Genomic DNA, 17,474 nt, shown 5'->3' with positions numbered 1-17,474 from the left:
GCCCGCGCCCGTGGAGAGCTTTGAGACCGATGCGGTGGTGATCGGCGCCGGTGTTGTCGGGCTGGCCGTGGCCCGCGCGCTGGCGCTGGCCGGGCGCGAGGTGCTGATCCTCGAGAAGAACCCGGTGATGGGCGAGGAAACCAGCGCCCGCAATTCCGAGGTGATCCACGCCGGCCTCTACTATCCGCCCGGCTCGCTCAAGGCGCGGCACTGCCGGCGCGGTCGCGACATGCTTTATGACTTCTGCGACGAGCGCGGGGTTGGTCATCGCCGCTGCGGCAAGCTGATCGTGGCCACCGATGCGGCCGAGGAGGCGCGGCTGTCGGGCATTGCCACCCATGCCGCGGGCAACGGCGTCGCGGATTTGCGGCCGGTCGGGCGGGCCGAGCTGCAGCGGCTGGAGCCGGCGCTTTCGGCCTGCGCGGCGCTTTTGTCTCCTTCCACCGGCATCGTCGACAGCCACGCCCTGATGCTGGCGCTTCTGGGCGAGGCCGAGGCGCAGGGGGCGCAGCTGGTGACCCGCGCGCCGGTCACCGGCGGCGCGCTTTGCGGCGACGGGGCGGTCGAGCTGGCGGTGGGCGGGGCCGAGCCGATGCGCCTGCGCTGCCGCTCGCTGATCAACTGCGCCGGGCTCTGGGCGCCTTCGCTCAGCGCCCGGATCGACGGGCTGCCGAAGCCGCCGCAGCTGACGCTGGTCAAGGGCAACTACTTTTCGCTCACCCGACCGCCGCCGTTCTCGCGGCTGATCTACCCGGTGCCGGGTGACGGCGGGCTGGGCATCCATTTCACCCTCGACATGGGCGGGCGCAGCAAGTTCGGCCCCGATACCGAATGGCTCGACACCGATGATCCCTCAGGCGTCGACCTGCGGGTTGATCCGGCGCTGCGGGGGCGTTTTGCCACAGCCATCGCGCGCTACTGGCCGAACATCGAGGCCGCCGATCTCAGCCCCGATTACGCCGGGGTGCGGCCCAAGATCGCCGGTGCGGCCTATGGCGATTTCAGGATCCTCGGGCCGGAGGCGCTCGGCGGCCCGCATGCGCTGCTCTATGGCATCGAGTCGCCCGGGCTGACCGGCGCGCTGTCGATTGCCGAGGATGTGGCCGGCTGGCTCGGCGCCGGCTGAGGCGTCAGACCGGCGCCAGCACGAAGGCATAGAGCAGCGCCCAGAGGCTGAGCACCACCCCCAGCAGCAGCACGAACAGCCCGTTCCAGCGCAGGCCCACGTGCAGCGGGCTGACGCCGCCGAAACTGCCGGTGAGGATGGTGGTGGCGGTGAAGGGCGAGCAGATGCCGCTGATCGCCCAGCCGGCGCAGATCGCGGTGACCACGGCGGCGGGGCTGACCCCGAGGCTCTCGGCCGCCGGGATCAGCGGCGCGATCAGCGTCACCCCGAGGATCGGGTTCATCCCCAGCTGGCCCAGCACCGGCACCAGCCAGACCAGCGCCACCAGCAGCAGCCAGGGCGGCATCACCCCGAGGTCGAGCCCCATGCGCTGCAGGATCGGCACCAGCAGCGGTGCGCCCAGCGTGCCGATATAGCCCGCCATCATCAGCAGCACGATCTCGCCGCGATAGCCGGGCAGGTCGGTGAACAGGAATTGCCGCAGCGGCGGGCCGATGGCGCCGCGGTGCTGCAGCAGCGCCCAGCCGAGCGAGATCAGCGGCACCACCAGCATCACCACGCCGACGATGCGCACCCCGGTCAGCAGGTGCAGCCCGCCGACCGAGACCGCCAGCAGCGCCAGCAGGCCAAAGAGCGGCGTCTGGCTGGCGAAGGTTCCTTCGACCGGGCGGGGCGGCGGGCGGACGGCAAGCCGCGGTTTGAACAGCGTGTCGAGCGCCCAGCCGAGACCGGCGAGGATCAGCGCCGAGACCAGCCCCGGCAGCACCGCGTCGCGCCAGCTGGCACCGGGGATCAGCACGGTGGTGATCGCCATGGCAAAGCTCAGCGGCGACCAGGGCAGGGTCGAGATGAAGCCGCGCTGAATCGCCAGCAGCATCCGCCGGCGGCGGTGGCCCCTGACCACCGGGTCGCTGTCAAGCGCCGCCGCCGTGGTCGCCAGCCCCCCGAGCAGCGCGATGGCGCCATAGCTCAGCAGCAGCGAGAACATGTGGCCGCCAAGGCTCAGCGCAAGGTAGCGCCGTCCGGGCGGCTGCGAGGCGAGGTAGCGGCCGGCAGCGGCGATCGCGGGCGAGCTCTGGGCGATCGAGCGCAGGGTGGCCAGCGCGCAGAAGAAGGCGCCGATGAAGCCCGCCGAGGCCAGGCCGCGCGCCAGCACCGGCTGCCAGTCGGGGGTGACGGCGAGGGTCCAGAGCGTCAGCCCGGCACCCACCGCGACGAAGGCAAACCGCGAGGCGCGGACCCGCGGCGCCAGCAGCAGCACCACCGCCGCGGCCACCAGCGCCCGCGGCAGGACCGCCGCCGGCACCTGCCATTCGACCAGCGTGGTCAGCGCCACCAGCAGCACCAGCAACAGGGCGGCGGCACGGTCGAGGGGGGAAGGGGGGGTCATGCGGGCTCCGGGCCTGTGTTGCCTCGTCCGAGTGTTACGGAGCGCGGCGCGCAAGGTCCAGAGCGGGCGGCCGGGTTTCGCCGCGCCGGGCCTCTGCGGGTTTGACAGGGCGGGCCGGGATTGGCGGGGCAGGGGCCGCTGCGGGGTCGCTGAAAACCGCGGGCCCGGTGCCTTTGTTCTGCCCCGAAAATGTACCGAAAACACCGCTTCCGGATGGCGGTAAATTGGCCTAATTCTACTTAGGCACGATCAATGGTTTTAGAAGGTTGCGAAAATAACAAAAGAATAAGACTGACCGCAGATTTTCATCCGCAGGCCTCTTGCCTGACCCCCTCTCACGTCGACCGCCGCGCCTCCGCGCCCCGCACCAGAGGGGCGCGGCAGCCGGCACCACATCCGGGCTCTGCCGGTAAGCCGTTGTCGGGGAATGAACCTTGGCGGCACAGGCGCACGCCCTGCACGCGACGCGGCGGCCCGCGCGCCGCCGCATCTCACACATACTGTAATCCGGAATCAGAATATGAAGTCTTTACGTTTCGGCGACCTGTTTCGCCTGTCCTTTCTGGTGCTATGGCTCGCCTCTCCGGCCCAGGCCTGGTTCTTTGGCAAGGATCACCCCTCGCAATCGGAAGTCGAAAGCTATGTCCGAAGTGAATTGTCCAAGGTCCTGGCGATCGAGGAAATCGAGATCGGCAGCCAGGACATCCGGCAGGAACTCATCGAGTTTTCCGAGAGCCGGGTGCGGGTCACCGTCTCGACCACCGAGCCGCTCTATGGCTATGCCAACCAGCTCCCGGACGGCACGCCGCTGATCGAAACCCGCACCGCCGCCGGCACCTCGGTCGTGGCCTTCGCGCTGGTCAAGGCCCGGGCGATCGGCGAGGGCTGGGAGGGGCGCGTGTTCTGGGACGACAACCGGGTGTTTCAGAACCTCGGTCGCCCGCGGGCCCAGATGCCGCGCACGGCCCTGCTGAAAGGCTCGGACGCCCATAGCGCGCATCTCGCCCTGCTGGCGGAACAGCGTGCGGCGGCGGCGCGCCAGCGGCTCGCGCTGCAGCAGGCGGTCTCTGGCGACTTCGAGGGGCGGGTGGTCTGCGGACGACAACAGCATGAGGTCGCCTCGCTCAGGATCGATGCGGTGGCCGGCACCGGCCGGCTTGTCACCCGCAAGGTGGCGCTGGTCGACCAGCCCTGGGCCGAGATCGATCTCAAGGTGGAGCAGACCCGGCAGGAGGACAGCTTCTGGGTCAGCGGCGCCGACTGGGGATTCACCGTCGCGCCGGGTACGGACGGACCGGTGTTCAGCCACCGCCACTGCGACATTGCGTTCTATCCCGCCGGCGAGATCCCGCAGGAGGTGACCGCCGAACGGGACCGCCAGGCAGAGATGCTCGCCCTTCTGTCGGTCGGCAAGGTCGAGGCCGAGGCGCTCTTTGGCGCCGAGCGGCGGCCGCATGCCGAGGCCGAGATCCTCGAGATCGGCGACCGCGGCTTTCGCATGAAGCTGTTTCACACCTCGCGTCTCAACGGCCGTTTTGGCGGCCCGAACTTCGCCTATCGCGCCACCTCGACCCTGACCGTCAAGTTTGCCGACCCGCCGGCGCGGCCGATGATCGGTGGCCAGGTCGAGGGCCGCGGCGAGCTGATGCTGAACCCGCGGTGCCCCATCGACATCGCCAAGACCGACGACGGCGGCCTGAGGCTTCAGGAGCACGAAGGCTATCTCTGCGCCCTGCGGCTTGACCTGATCCCGTAGCTGGAGCGCGCCGGGCAGACCCTGACGCAGGATCTGCCCGGCACCGCCGATGCCGGGTCGCCCGGGGTCTCAAACAGAGTGCGCCTTGGCGCGGAAACCATCGCCCGGACGGGCTGACCGTCGTCCCGTTTCCGCCAGTGAAGGGTGTGACGTGGCGGCGTCCCGGATCGCCTGCGGGACAGAATCCTGCTGAAAAGCTTTCCAAATCCCGCAACCCGCCTATCCTTCACCCCGACACCAGCCCGTGCCCCGGCCGTTCCAGACGGCCGGGGCACGGGCGCTTGACCGAACGACACAAGGACCGCTTGCATGCTCCCCCGCCTTTTCCGCGCCCTCGTTGCCCTGACCCTCGCGGTCGGCCTGTTCCTTGGCGCGGCCCTGCCACAGGCGGTTTCGGCGCAACAGAGCGCACCGGCCGAGGCAGAGGGGGCCGAGGCAGAGGGGCAGGGGGCCGATCCGCTGGCCGCGCTGCTCGAGGTGCTGCGCGACGAGGAGGCCCGCGCCGCCCTGATCGCCGAGCTCGAGCGCGTGGGCGAGACCGCGGGCGACCCGCTCGACGGGCTCGAAGCGGCGGCCGAAGAGGTGCAGGAGGTCGAGCGCCGGCCCTCGATCGGGGCGCGCGTCGCGCAGCTGACCCAGCGGATCGCCGAGGGGCTGGCCGAGCAGGGGCAGCAGGTCCTTGCCAGCCTGTCCGGCGGCGGCACCCTGCTGGGCGGGCTCAGCGGTCTTGACCTGCCGGTGCTCTGGGAGACCTTTCAGAGCCTGCTGCTGGTGATCGTCATCACCGTCGCGGTCTGGCTGGTGTTGCGGGCGCTGTTCAAGCCGGTCTATCGGCGCATGGGCGAGCGCGCCGAACGGGCCAACTTCCTGCGCACCCTGTTCATCTTCATCGCCTCCACCCTGCTGGACGCGGCGGTGGTGGTGGTGGCCTGGGCGCTGGGCTATGCGATTTCGCTGATGGTGCTGGGCGATGCCGGCCAGATCGGCTTTCGCCAGGCGCTCTATCTCAATGCCTTCCTGATCGTCGAGCTGGCCAAGGTCGCGATCCGGGCCATCGTCTCGCCCTCGACCGGCGGGCTGCGGCTGATCGCGCTGACCAACGAAGCGGCGGTGCGGCTGAACCGGCATGTCAACGTCGTGGTCAGCACCCTGGGCTATGGCCAGCTGCTGGTGGTGCCGCTGGTCAACCGCAACATCTCGCATTTCGCCGGCCTCGGGGTCTCGGCGCTGCTGTCGGCCTTCGTGCTGATCTATCTGGTGGTGCTGGTGCTGCGGCACCGCGAGAACGTGGCCAACTGGATCGCGCGTCGGCTGATGTCACACCATGTGGCCGAAGAGATCGACGCGCCCACCGGGGAGGGTCTGGCCGAAAACACCCCTGTCGCCACGACCCCGGTGCCGAGCCTGGCGATGGCCGGCAGCAGCCCGGCCGGCGATCCGGCGGTCGATCTGGCGGCCGATCCCGCGGTCGCGCCGCCCGCGCGGCCCGCCGCTGCTGCAGGGCCGACCGCTGCGCCGCCGCGGCGGCAGCTGGGCGGCATGCTGGGCACGCTGACGCGCACCTGGCACTGGTTTGCGCTGGCCTATCTCGGCTTCATGGTGGTGGTGGTGATTTCGCGTCCGGCCGAGGTGGTGGCGCAGTACCTGATCGCCTCGGGCAAGGTGCTGGCGGTGGCCCTGCTCGGCTCGCTGATCGTCGGCGCCATCGGCCGGGCGCTGCGCCACGGGGTGGTTCTGCCCGAGGAAATGCGGCGCAAGCTGCCGCTGCTCGAACCGCGGCTCAACGCCTTCGTGCCCAAGCTGCTGATCGCCCTGCGGCTGCTGGTGGCGCTGGCGGTGGTGCTCTACATGCTCGACGTGATCGGCCTGCTGGCGCTTGGCGGCTGGTTCGCCTCGCCGATCGGGCTCGAGGTTTCGGGGCGGGTGGTCTCGGTGGCGCTGATCCTGCTGGTGGCGGGGCTGATCTGGCTGGCGGTCAACAGCTGGATCGACTTCCGCCTCAACCCCGAGGTCGGCAAGGTGCCGAGCGCCCGCGAGACGACGCTGCTGTCGCTGATGCGCAATGCCTTCACCATCGCGCTGCTGATCTTTACGCTGATGTTCGCGCTGGCCGAGATCGGGCTTGATATCGGCCCGCTGCTGGCCTCGGCCGGGGTGCTGGGTCTGGCCATCGGCTTTGGCGCGCAGAAGATGGTGCAGGACATCATCACCGGCGTCTTCATCCAGTTCGAGAACGCGATGAACGTGGGCGACGTGGTCACCGTCGGCGGCACCACCGGCACGGTGGAAAAGCTTACCGTGCGCTCGGTCAGCCTGCGCGACCTGCAGGGCACCTTTCACATCATCCCGTTTTCCAGCGTCGACATGGTGTCGAACTACATGCGCGATTTCTCGCATTTCGTCTGCGACATGGGGATTGCCTATCGCGAGGATGTGGACGAGGCCAAGCAGGCGATGTTCGATGCCTTCGAAGAGCTGCGCCGTGACCCCGAGCAGGCCGCCAAGATCATCGGCGACATGGAGTGGTTCGGCCTCAACAGCTTTGGCGACAGCGCGGTCGTGGTGCGGGCGCGGATCAAGACGATCCCTGGCAGCCAGTGGGGGGTCGGCCGGGCCTATAACGCGATCCTCAAGCGGGTGTTCGACGCCCGCGGCATCGAGATCCCCTTTCCGCATCAGACGGTCTATTTCGGCGAGGCCAAGGACGGCCGCACCCAGGCGCTGCGGTTGCGCCAGGCCGACCCGCAGCCCGCCGGAGAAACCGGCCCGGCCCTGCCCGAGACCTGAGGGCGGCTCAGCCCGCCCGGGGGGCGGCGGCAAACAACCGCCCCAGCCCGTCCGGGGTATCGGCGACCCCGGCCAGCCGCAGCATGTGCCAGGCCAGCGCGGTGTTGCTCGAGATCACCGGCACGCCGATCCGCGCCTCGGCCTGCGCGATGATGTCGAGACAGCGCAGGTTGGTGCAGGCGACAAAGACCGCGTCGCAGGGGGCCTGCGCCGCCACATCGCCCACCGCCTGCAGGATCGACGCCGGCGTGATCCGCGCCACGACGCGGTCATTGCCTTCCTCGAACGACCCGAAGCCGGCGATCGCGAACCCGGCCGCCTCGATCTTGTGCCGCATTCTGGCCGAGACCTCGGGGATATAGGGCGTGACGAAGCCCAGCCGCCCGATGCCGAGATGCGTGCAGGCGGCGAGGATGGCGGCCAGCGGGTCGGTGACCCTGGCGCCGGGGCAGGCCACGCGCACCGCCGCGGCCACCCTGTCGGAGCCGATCACCGTCGAGGCCGAGGTGCAGCCAAAGCCGATGGCGTCGAACTGCAGCGAGGGCGGCAGCAGCCGCGCCGCGGCCGGCAGGTCCTGCTCCATCAGCATCAACGTCTCGGGCCGGATCTCGGGCGCCATAGCAATCCGGCTGTGATAGAGCGCGACCCCGGCGCGATCCATGATGCGGGCGAATTCCGGCTCGAGCGTCTCGTCGGTTTCAAGCACGATCACCCCGAGGTTGGCCCGCGTGCCGATGCCCCGGTCGGTCTGAAAATCGAGCTTCATGGCAGGTCCTCGGATGACGGGGTCAGATGACGGGAAGGTCTGGCGCGGCGCGGTCGGTCAGGAGGTCGGCACCGCCCGTGCGCACCACGATGTTTTCCTCGTGGACCATGACGCGGCCCGCGCCGTAGGCGAGCGACGGCTCGAGCGTCAGCACCATGTTCTCGGTGATCTCGGTCTCCTCCCAGGCGGCGAGAGAGGGCCATTCGGTCAGCTGCAGTCCCAGCCCGTGGCCCAGCCGGCCGACCGCGCCGCCGTGGTCGTCGGGCGCGCCGATCACGGCCTGCATCACGCGAAACAGCTCGCGGCAGGGGGTGCCGGGGCGGGCGGCGGCGCGGCCGGCCTCGGTGGCCCGCCAGAGCACGTCATAGGCCCGTCGCGCGGCGTCATCCGCTTCGCCGATGGCGAAGTTGCGGTCGAAATCGCAGAAGTAGCCATCCCGGCAGGCCCCGAAATCGAGCATCAGGACGTCGCCGCGCGCCAGCGCCCGGTCCGAGGGCGGCGAGATCACGTCGCGGTAGCCGCCGGCCTCGGCGCCGCCGACGAGGTAGGGCATGTCATCGGCTCCCTGCGCCAGCGCTTCGCGGCGGACCGCGCGGAACAGCGCGTCGAGCGGCTGGCCCTCGCGGGCGATCTCTGGCACCCGCGCGAACACCCGCGAGCCGATGGCGCAGACATGGGCGATCTTGGCGATCTCGGCCTCGGATTTCACCATCCGCAGCCCGCGCACCAGACCCGTCGCATCGGCGATCCGCAGCCCGCCCAGCCCCGAGACCAGCCGCTCGTAATCGCCAAGCGGCATCCGCAGGTGGGTCTCGGGGCCTTTCATCACCCCGAGGGTCTCGCGCCGCTCTGCCAGCGGCGACAGCAGCTCGGTCAGCAGGCTGATGCCGTCATCGCCGGGCGCCGGCGCGCTCCAGCTGCGGATGTCCTCGATCCAGGTCCGCCGCATCAGCGCGGCACCGATCTCGGGGATTACCGCGACCGGCCTGCCGCTGGCCGGCAGGAACAGGAACCAGGGCCGCGTCGGGCTTTGCCAGAACAGCGTGTGAAAGCCGCTGAAATACCGCACCTCCGGCTCGGTGGTGAGCAGCAGCCCCGCCATCCCGGCCCGGGCCATCGCCGCCTGCGCGCGGGCGGTGCGGCCGGCATATTCCGCCGTGGGAAAGCCCCGGTCGGGCGCGGTCATGGCCGATCCGCCGTCCGCGGCAGGCGGTCGGTCACCAGCCGGACCCAGAGGTCCGCGCCGATCGCCAGCAGGGCGTCGTTGAAATCATAGTCCGAGGCGTGCAGCGGCTGGCCGTGCGGGCCGCTCTCGCCATTGCCGAGCAGCAGGAAACAGCCCGGCACAGCGGCCGAGAACTGGGCGAAATCCTCGGAAAAGCTCATCGGGGCGCAGTCGCGGACCAGGGGGCAGCCGGAGGCCTCGGCGGCGCGGTAGACGGCCTCGACCGGCCCGGCGGCATTGACGGTCTCGATGAACTGCGTGTCGAGGCGGACCTCGGCCGCGCCGCCATGCGCCGCCGCCACGCCCTGGGCCAGCCGGCGCATGAAGCGCGCGATGGCGGCGCGGTCCTCGGGCGTGCGGGCGCGGAAATCGCCCTTGAGCGTGACGGTGCCGGGCAACACGTTGCGCTGGCCATCGGTCAGGAACTCGGTGACCGACACCACCGCCCCCGCGCCCGGCGCCAGCTTGCGCGCGACGATGGTCTGCAGCGCCAGCACGATCTCGGCGCCGAGGGTCAGCGCGTCGAGCCCGACCTGTGGCATCGAGGCATGACCGCCGCGGCCCGTGACCGCGATCTCGAACAGGGTCTCGCTGGTGCAGATGATCCCGGCGCGGCTCGAGACCTGGCCCAGCGGCGCGCCGGGCAGGTTGTGGATGGCATAGACCTCGTCGAGGCCAAAGCGCGCCAGAACGCCCTCGTCGATCATCGCCCGTGCGCCCAGACCGTGCTCCTCGTTGGGCTGGAACAGGAACACCACGGTGCCGTCAAAGTCTGGGTGCCGGGCCAGCCGCTCGGCCGCGCCCAGCAGCATGGTGGTATGCCCGTCATGGCCGCAGGCATGCATGACGCCGGGGTGGCTCGAGACATGGTCATGCGCCGCGGTCTCGGTGATCGGCAGCGCATCCATGTCGGCGCGCAGCCCGATGCTGCGCCCGCCCCGACCGGCGCGCAGCACGCCGACGACGCCCACGCCCTCGTGCACCTCGAGGCCAAGCTCCCGCAGGCGGGCGGCGACCAGCGCCCGGGTCCGGACCTCGTGAAACCCCAGCTCGGGGTGCCGGTGCAGATCGTGCCGGGTTTCTGTCAGGCGTGTCTCGAAGTCCTTCATGCGCGCCTCGGCCCTCCTGACCCTGCCCTTCATGTCCCCGTGATACACGCGCGCCGCGCGCGAAAGGCATCGAGTTTGCGGCGGGACGAGAAAAATTTTCTCGCCAGCCCCCCGCGCTGCACGGCATTTCCGGCAGGCGGACCCGGGCCCGGCTCAGATCGGCAGGCCCAGCCCGACCTTGGCGCGGTCCATGGTCACCGAGGTGCGGAACCGCCGAACGTTGGAGTTCTCGAAGAACAGCCGGTGGGTCAGGGCCTCGAAATCCTCCATGTCGCGTGCGGTGCAGATCAGGATGAAATCCGCCTCGCCGGTCACGTAATAGCACTGCTGCACCTGCGGTTCGGCCTTGGCGCGTTTGCGGAACAGGTCGAGCTGCTGCAGCGACTCGCGGTCAAGCTCGACCATGACGATAAAGGTCATCTTGTAGGCAAACCGCGCCGGATCGAGGACCGCGACCTCCTTGGCGATCAGCTTGCTGTCGCGCAGCCGTTTCACCCGCCGCTGCACCGACGGCACCGAGAGCCCGCAGGCCTGCGACAACCGGTCGAGACCGGTTCGGCAGTCCTCCTGCAGGACCCTGAGAATGGCCAGGTCGGCGGCGTCGAGTTCCGTACCCATGACAAATACCTGCGCGCTCTGCGAAGAATGTGAAAGATTTCATCGAGGTTACGGTCGGAAATGAGAATTGCAAGCCACCGGTCTGGGCTAGACACTTGGCCATGACCGCAGACACTCCGCACGTCAGGCCCTTGGCCGATCCGCTTGGCTTTACCCCCGACGTCGCCCGCGCGCTGGCGTTCTTTCGCGCGCAGGACCGCTACCGGCCGTCGCCGCTGCACCGGATCATGGGCCCCGGCGGGCAGACCGTGCTGGCCAAGGACGAGACGCAGCGCATGGGCCTCGGCGCGTTCAAGGCGCTTGGCGCGCCCTATGCGGTGGCCCGCATCCTGGCCGAGGGCTGGCGGGCGAAGACCGGCGAGACGCGGCCGCTGGACTGCATGGATGACCCGGCATTCCGGGCGTTTGCCGCGACGCAGTGCTTTGTCTGTGCCAGTGCCGGCAACCACGGCATGGGCGTCGCTGCCGGCGCGCGCGACCGGGGCGCGCGGGCGCGCATCCATCTGGCCGCCAGCGTCCCGGCGGATTTTGCCGAGCGGCTCGGCGCGCTCGGCGCCGAGGTGGTGCGCTCTGGCGAGACCTATGACGACAGCGTTGCCGCCGCCATCGAAGACGCCGCGCGCAGCGGTGCCACCCTGCTGGCCGATGGCACCTGGGAGGGCTATACCGAGATCCCGAAATGGGTGATGGAGGGCTATTGCGTCATCGCCGAAGAGCTGCGCAGCGGTTTCGAGGCCAAGGGCGGCTGGCCCAGCCACGTCTACCTTCAGGCCGGGGTCGGGGGGCTGGCGGCCGCGATGGCGCATATGATCCGTGAGACCTGGGCCGAACAACCCGCTCTGATCGTGGTCGAGCCGGAGGCCGCAGCCTGCCTGCGCGCCAGCCACCTTGCAGGGCGCCCGACCCGCGGCGAGGGGCCCGAGAGCCGCATGGGCCGGCTCGACTGCAAGGCGCCGTCGATCGTCGCCTGGTCGGTGCTCGAACGCTGCGATGTGCGCTACGAGACGCTGTCAGAGGCGGAGGCTCAGGCCGCCACAGAGGCCCTCGCCACCCAAGGCCTCGAAACCACCCCGTCAGGCGCGGCGGGCTATGCGGCGCTGTGCAAAGCGCATGGCGAGAGACGCGGCAGTGGCGCCGACCGGCCTCTCGTCATCGTCTCGGAAGGCAGGTCGTAAGCGCGCCCCGGCAGAAGGTGGCAGCAAAAGCGCTGCGGGCGTCCGCGCCGGACCGGACGCGCAATCCAGGTTATGTTATAACGCCGCTCACTCGCTGGTGTCCTGCCGCAGCGGCAGCGGTTCCTTGAAGGTGAGCGTGCGATAGGGGAAGGGGATCTCCAGCCCGGCGTCATCGAGCGCGCGTTTGACCGCGGCGACCACCTCGTCGCGTGAGCGGCGTACCTCGACCGGTTTCGAGCCGGTCCACCAGGTCACCTCGAAGTTGATCGCGCTGTCGGCGAACTCCTGGGCAAAGACCTGCACCGGCCGGTCATCGGTGATCACGCTGTCGCAGCCACCGACCGCATCGGTGATCACCCCGCGCGCCTCGTCGACATCGACGTCATAGGCCACGCCGCAGATCACCGTCACCCGCCGGTCGCCAAGGTCGGTGCGCACCGTCACCGGGTTCTTGAACAGGATCGCGTTCGGCACGATCACCAGCTGGCCGTCGGTCTGGCGGATGTGGCTTTCGCGGATCGCGATATGATCGACCTGTCCCTCGATCCCCTCGCATTCGATGTAATCGCCGATCCGCATCTCCGGGCGGAACAGGATCAGGATGCCGGCGAGAAAGTTCTCGAACACATCCTTGAAGGCAAAGCCGATCGCCACCGAGCCGATGCCGAGACCGGCGAGGATGCTGGCCGGGGTCAGCCCGGGAAAGACGATGACGGCAGCGACCATCAGCCCGGTGATCCAGACCGCGATCGAGACCAGCAGGGTAAAGAGCTCCTTCAGGCTCGGCCGCAGCCGGGTCCGGGCCATAGCCTTCTGCATCAGGTAGGTGGCAAGCTTGCTCAGCCCGGCGGTGAGCACCACGACCACCAGCGCCACCGCGATCTGCGGCAGGTGTTCGATGGTGTTGCGCGCCATGTCACGCAGCTGGGCGATCAGGATCTTGACGGGTTCCAACGGCTGTCCTTCGCGGCTGTGCTCGAGCAAAGGAGCTAGGGCACCCGGCGCAAACAGCAAGCCCGGCGGCCCCCTGCCCCGCCCGCCGCAGCCTGTCCGGGGACGGGCAACGCACGCCGGCGCCGCGGCCCCTGCCCTCAGAGCATCACGCCGAGCGCCTTGGCCACCAGATAGACCGAGACCACGAGGAGCAGCCCCTGGATCACCAGCATGAACACCGCCTCGGGCAACCATTGCGCCAGCCGCCGACCCAGCACCGCGCCCCCCGCGGCGACGGCGGCCATCGCCAGGAGCGTCGGCAGATGCAGCGACCCGAACAGGCCGACGGCGGAATAGGCCGGCAGCTTGAACAGGTTGATCGCCGCAAAGACCAGCGTGCTGGTGCCGGCATATTGCAGCTTGGGCAGTTTCTGCGGCAGAACAAAGCTCTGGAACGGCGGCGCGCCGGTGTGCGAGATGAAGCTGGTGATGCCGGTGAGCACCCCCCAGACCGCCCCGCGGGCCGGCCGGAACGGTGCCGCCTCGGTTCGGCCGCGCAGCCGCCGCACCGCTGCCTGGGCGCAATAGAACAGCCCCACCAGACCGGTCGCCAGCTCGGCCACGCTGCGCGAGATATAGGGCGCGAGGAAAGTGGCGAGGATCACCCCGACAAGGCCCGCCGGGATCAGCAGCAGCACGTTGCGGGCCGAGAAATCGCGGCGATAGAGCCACAGGCCCACCACGTCGCTGATCAGGAAGATCGGCAGCAGCACGCCGGCGGCCTCGAGCGGATCCATCCAGATCGACAGGATCGGCACCGCCAGTGCGGCGGCCGAGGCCAGCCCGCCCTTGGAGGCGCCGACGATCAGCGCCGCCAGCAGAAACAGGGTGAAGGTGGTCAAACTCGGGCACTCCTCGCGCGGGCCGGGATCGGCGCGGACCGCTTTAGCGGCAAAGCGCCAGAGCGCCCAGCCCTGTCGCGCGGCTTTTCACAGAGCGCAATGCGCCTTCCGCGGAGCCCGGGCCAGGGCGCGGCTCAGACGACGGGAACGCGCAGCCTGCCCAGCCCCTCGACCGAAAGCTCCATGACGTCGCCGCGCTGCACCGGGCCGACCCCGGCCGGGGTGCCCGAGAGGATCACGTCGCCGGCGGCGAGCTCGAAATATTCCGACAGGTAGCTGATCATCTCCGGCACCTTCCAGATCATCTGGGTGAGGTCGCCCTGCTGACGGGTCTCGCCGTTGACCGTCAGTTCGAGCCGGCCCTGCGCCGGGTGGCCGACCTCGGCCACAGGCAGCCCCGCGCACTGTCGCGGACGTCCATGCTTGGTCAGAAGGATGCCTGCGCAGGCGCTGACATCGACCCGCGCCCGTTGGCCGGTCAGTGGCGGCGGCACGCGCAGGCAGACACCTGCGCGCGCCCCCTGCCCTACCCCTGCCCCAGCTCCAGGCTGCGCTTGCGCGACGCGTCGATCGCCAGCCGCGCCAGATCGCCGATGCCGTCGGGCGCGCGCCGCAGCTGTTCGAGCGCCTTGGCTGTCGTCCCGCCCTTCGAGGTCACCGCCAGGCGCAGCTCGGTCGGGTCCGCCCCCGGCACGGCCAGCATGTGACCGGCGCCGGCGACCGTGCCGATGGCCAGCGCGCGGGCCAGCTCGGGCGGCAGTCCAAGCTCTGTCGCCGAGGCCGCCATCGCCTCGGCCAGGGCAAACACATAGGCCGGGCCAGAGCCCGAAACGCCGGTCACCAGGTGCAGCATCTCCTCCTCGGCCAAGGTCACCGAGGTGCCGACCGCGTCGAACAGCGCCTGTGCCAGCGCCAGTCCGTCGCCCGCCGCGGCGGTATTGCCGTAGAGCGCCGTCACCCCCTGCCCCACCGAGACCGGCAGGTTCGGCATGGTGCGCACGATCGGCGTCTCAGGGCCCAGATGGTCCTCGTAATAGCGCACCGGCGCGCCGGTCGCGATGGTGATGACGGTGGTGGCGCCGCCGCCAAAGCACGCCAGCGACGGCATCACCGCGTCCAGCAGCTGCGGCTTGACCGCGATCACCAGCACCGCCGGTGCCTCCGGCGGCGTGGCGTTCACCTGCAGGCCGGGCTGCGCCAGCAGCCAGTCGGACGGCGCCGGATCGCGCACCGTCACCGCCTCTGGCGACACGCCGGCCGCGACCCAGCCCTCGAGCAGCGCCTTGCCCATGAAGCCGCAGCCGATCATCACCAGGCCGCGCTCATTGATCGCCTGCATCCTCATGATCCGGTGTTCTGCGCGATCAGGTCCTTGTAGAGCGCGCGGATGCGCCGCGTGATCGGCCGGTCGCCAGAGCCGATCGGCTTGCCGTCGATCTCGGCCACCGGGGTCTGGGCGCCGAAGGTGCCGGTCAGAAAGGCCTCGTCGGCGCCGTAGGCCTCGTAGAGCGAGTAGTTCTTCTCGAACACCGGGATGCCGTTGTCGCGGCACAGGTCGATCACCTTCTGCCGGGTCACGCCCTTCATGCAGTAGTCCCCCGACGAGGTCCAAACCTCGCCCCGGCGGACGATGAAGAAGTTGCAGGCGTTGGTGGTGTTCACGAAGCCATGCGGATCGAGCATCAGCCCCTCGTCGGCGCCGGCCTGTTCGGCCTGGATGCAGGCAATCACGCAGTTCAGCTTGGAATGCGAGTTGAACTTGGCATCCTGGCTCATCGGCAGGCCGCGCACCTGCGGCACGGTGGCCAGGCGGATACCCTTGGATTGCAGCGTCTCGACCGGCTTGGAATGCTCGATGATCGCGACGATGGTGGCGCCCCAGCGGCTCAGCCCCGGATGCTGGAACGGCTTGGCCTTGCGCCCGCGGGTGATCATCAGGCGGCAATGGGCATCGGTGGTCATGCCGTTGGCCTCGGCCGTCTTGTCGAGGATCTCGAGGATGTCGTCCGGGCCGATGCCCAGATCGATCGAGACCGATTTCAGCGAGTTGAACAGCCGGTCCATGTGCTCGTCGAAGAAGGCCCACTTGCCGTCATAGAGCCGCATCCCTTCCCACATGCCGTCGCCCAGCATGAAGCCCGCGTCATAGACCGAGACCACGGCCTCGGCCTTGGGCTTCAGCTCGCCGTTGACATAGATCAGGATCTCGTCGTTGCGCGGATCGTGCTCGGCGTCATGGGTTGTCTTCTTGTCGAGGTCGAGTGTGGTCATGTCAGTGTCCCAGTATCTGGCCGAGAAAGGCCTGTGTGCGTTCATGTTGCGGAGAGTTGAAAAACGGTTCGGGGGCGGCTTGCTCGACGATTTCGCCGTCGGCCATAAAGAGCACCCGGTCGGCGACCTGTCGGGCAAAGCCCATTTCGTGGGTGACGCAGATCATCGTCATGCCGTCTCCGGCGAGCCCGACCATCACGTCGAGCACCTCGGAGATCATCTCGGGGTCGAGCGCCGAGGTCGGTTCGTCGAACAGCATGATCTCGGGCTTCATGCAGAGCGCGCGGGCGATGGCGACACGCTGCTGCTGGCCACCCGAAAGCTGGCCGGGATACTTGTCGGCCTGCTCGGGGATCTTCACCCGCTCGAGGTAGTGCATCGCCACCTCTTCCGCCTCGATGCGCGACTGCCGGCGCACCAGGGTCGGCGCGAGAATGCAGTTCTCGAGGATCGTCATGTGCGGAAACAGGTTGAAGTGCTGGAACACCATCCCGGTCTCGCGGCGGATCTCGTCGATCGTGTCGAGGTTGTCGTCAAGCTCGGTGCCGAGCACGTTGATCGAGCCGGACTGGTGCTCCTCCAGCCGGTTGATGCAGCGGATGAGCGTCGACTTGCCGGACCCCGACGGGCCGCAGACGACGATCTTCTCGCCTTTGGCGACGTCCAGGTCGATCCCCTTCAGGGCGTGGAAATCGCCATAGTACTTGTCCATGTTGCGGATGCGGACCGCGGGCGGCGGGACGGGGCTCTGGGCGTTCATGCGAGGGGTTCCTATCGTTCGGCCACGGCCATGCGGCGTTCAAGGTAGGCGCCGTAACGGGACAGCGCGAAGACGAAGACGAAGTAGATCAGCCCGACGAAGGCGTAGACCTCGACATGGGCGAAATTCCATTCCGAGTTGCCATAGGCGGCATTGCCCGAGGCGAGGATTTCGAAGAAGCCGATGATCACCACCAGCGAGGTCTCCTTGAAGGTGATGACCAGCTGGTTGATCGTCGCCGGCAGCGCGTTGCGGAACGCCTGCGGCAGGATGATCCGGCTGATCCGGTGCCAGTAGCCCAGCCCCAGCGCCTGCGCCGCCTCTTCCTGCCCGCCCGGCAGCGACTGGATGCCGCCGCGGATGATCTCGGCCTGATAGCAGGCAAAGAACAGCGCGTAGCCCACGATCACCCGGTGCAGCTTGTCGCCGATCATCCAGCCCGGCAGCACAAAGGGCAGCACGATGGCAAAGGTGAACATGATCGACAGCAGCGGCAGCGAGCGGATGGTGTCGATGATCACCCCCATGGTGCCGGCAATCCACGGCAGGCGCGAGCGGCGCAGCAGGGCAAAGACGACGGCCAGCGGCATCCCCAGCAGCGTCACGCTGGCAAAGATGAAGATGGTCAGCGACAGCCCGCCCCAGTTCTGCTCGGT

At 69.2% G+C, this 17,474-nt stretch carries 15 protein-coding genes and 1 pseudogene; 4 read left to right on the top strand and 12 right to left on the bottom strand.

The features are described from left to right. Positions 1-10: 10 nt before the first annotated feature. Positions 11-1,126 (top strand): NAD(P)/FAD-dependent oxidoreductase, encoded by a 1,116-nt coding sequence (locus VOI27_RS21855; RefSeq protein ID WP_323768559.1) that lies wholly within the window; start codon positions 11-13, stop codon positions 1,124-1,126. Between the two features lie 4 nt (positions 1,127-1,130). On the opposite strand, the gene VOI27_RS21850 is transcribed toward VOI27_RS21855, so the two are convergent. Beyond that, positions 1,131-2,516 (bottom strand): hypothetical protein, encoded by a 1,386-nt coding sequence (locus tag VOI27_RS21850; RefSeq protein ID WP_323768557.1) that lies wholly within the window; start codon positions 2,514-2,516, stop codon positions 1,131-1,133. Positions 2,517-3,036: 520 nt separating this feature from the next. Here VOI27_RS21850 and VOI27_RS21845 point away from each other — a divergent pair. Together VOI27_RS21845 and VOI27_RS21840 are read left to right on the top strand one after the other, a co-directional pair. Next, positions 3,037-4,272: a hypothetical protein gene (locus VOI27_RS21845; protein WP_323768555.1), complete on the top strand. Its 1,236-nt coding sequence runs from the start codon at positions 3,037-3,039 to the stop codon at positions 4,270-4,272. A gap of 309 nt (positions 4,273-4,581) precedes the next feature. Then, positions 4,582-7,059, top strand: a complete 2,478-nt coding sequence (locus VOI27_RS21840) for a mechanosensitive ion channel domain-containing protein (protein ID WP_323768553.1) — start codon at positions 4,582-4,584, stop codon at positions 7,057-7,059. Between the two features lie 7 nt (positions 7,060-7,066). Here VOI27_RS21840 and VOI27_RS21835 read toward each other — a convergent pair whose 3' ends face one another. The 4 genes from VOI27_RS21835 to VOI27_RS21820 all read right to left on the bottom strand — a co-directional run bounded on the left by VOI27_RS21835 (position 7,067) and on the right by VOI27_RS21820 (position 10,777). Continuing rightward, positions 7,067-7,825 carry an Asp/Glu racemase gene (locus VOI27_RS21835; RefSeq protein ID WP_323768551.1) on the bottom strand — a complete coding sequence of 253 codons (759 nt, stop codon included), beginning with the start codon at positions 7,823-7,825 and terminating at the stop codon, positions 7,067-7,069. Positions 7,826-7,847: 22 nt separating this feature from the next. Beyond that, complete coding sequence (locus VOI27_RS21830) at positions 7,848-9,011, bottom strand: Xaa-Pro peptidase family protein (protein ID WP_323768549.1); 1,164 nt, start codon at positions 9,009-9,011, stop codon at positions 7,848-7,850. Beyond that, on the bottom strand, positions 9,008-10,159 hold the full coding sequence (locus VOI27_RS21825; RefSeq protein ID WP_323768547.1) for an amidohydrolase: 1,152 nt from the start codon (positions 10,157-10,159) through the stop codon (positions 9,008-9,010). The genes VOI27_RS21830 and VOI27_RS21825 overlap by 4 nt, the downstream gene beginning before the upstream one ends. A 153-nt stretch (positions 10,160-10,312) precedes the next feature. Next, positions 10,313-10,777 carry an Lrp/AsnC family transcriptional regulator gene (locus tag VOI27_RS21820; protein WP_323768545.1) on the bottom strand — a complete coding sequence of 155 codons (465 nt, stop codon included), beginning with the start codon at positions 10,775-10,777 and terminating at the stop codon, positions 10,313-10,315. A 101-nt stretch (positions 10,778-10,878) separates the two neighbouring features. Here VOI27_RS21820 and VOI27_RS21815 point away from each other — a divergent pair, with 101 nt between their 5' ends. Continuing rightward, positions 10,879-11,952 carry a pyridoxal-phosphate dependent enzyme gene (locus VOI27_RS21815; protein ID WP_323768543.1) on the top strand — a complete coding sequence of 358 codons (1,074 nt, stop codon included), beginning with the start codon at positions 10,879-10,881 and terminating at the stop codon, positions 11,950-11,952. Between the two features lie 87 nt (positions 11,953-12,039). Here the strand turns inward: VOI27_RS21815 and VOI27_RS21810 are convergent, their stop codons facing one another. From VOI27_RS21810 to VOI27_RS21780, 7 genes and pseudogenes are all read right to left on the bottom strand, one after another. Further along, positions 12,040-12,906, bottom strand: a complete 867-nt coding sequence (locus VOI27_RS21810) for a mechanosensitive ion channel family protein (protein ID WP_323768541.1) — start codon at positions 12,904-12,906, stop codon at positions 12,040-12,042. A 137-nt stretch (positions 12,907-13,043) separates the two neighbouring features. After that, the gene (locus VOI27_RS21805) at positions 13,044-13,787 is read right to left on the bottom strand and encodes a sulfite exporter TauE/SafE family protein (RefSeq protein WP_323768539.1); all 744 of its coding nucleotides are present in this window, start codon (positions 13,785-13,787) and stop codon (positions 13,044-13,046) included. Between the two features lie 134 nt (positions 13,788-13,921). Further along, a pseudogene (locus VOI27_RS21800) lies at positions 13,922-14,179 on the bottom strand (fumarylacetoacetate hydrolase family protein); the annotation flags it as partial. Positions 14,180-14,313: 134 nt separating this feature from the next. Then, positions 14,314-15,126 (bottom strand): pyrroline-5-carboxylate reductase, encoded by an 813-nt coding sequence (locus VOI27_RS21795; protein WP_323768537.1) that lies wholly within the window; start codon positions 15,124-15,126, stop codon positions 14,314-14,316. A gap of 2 nt (positions 15,127-15,128) precedes the next feature. Continuing rightward, positions 15,129-16,058: an aminotransferase class IV gene (locus VOI27_RS21790; RefSeq protein ID WP_323768535.1), complete on the bottom strand. Its 930-nt coding sequence runs from the start codon at positions 16,056-16,058 to the stop codon at positions 15,129-15,131. Between the two features lies 1 nt (position 16,059). Further along, positions 16,060-16,818 (bottom strand): amino acid ABC transporter ATP-binding protein, encoded by a 759-nt coding sequence (locus VOI27_RS21785; protein ID WP_323768533.1) that lies wholly within the window; start codon positions 16,816-16,818, stop codon positions 16,060-16,062. A gap of 11 nt (positions 16,819-16,829) precedes the next feature. Then, on the bottom strand, positions 16,830-17,474 hold a 645-nt coding region (locus tag VOI27_RS21780), incomplete at its 5' end, for an amino acid ABC transporter permease (protein ID WP_323768531.1).

The organism is Marinovum sp. (genome assembly GCF_034669705.1).
In the GTDB taxonomy this organism is placed as follows: domain Bacteria; phylum Pseudomonadota; class Alphaproteobacteria; order Rhodobacterales; family Rhodobacteraceae; genus Marinovum.
The sequence above is the reverse complement of the archived record's forward strand: the minus strand, read 5'-3'. Positions and strand labels throughout refer to the sequence as shown.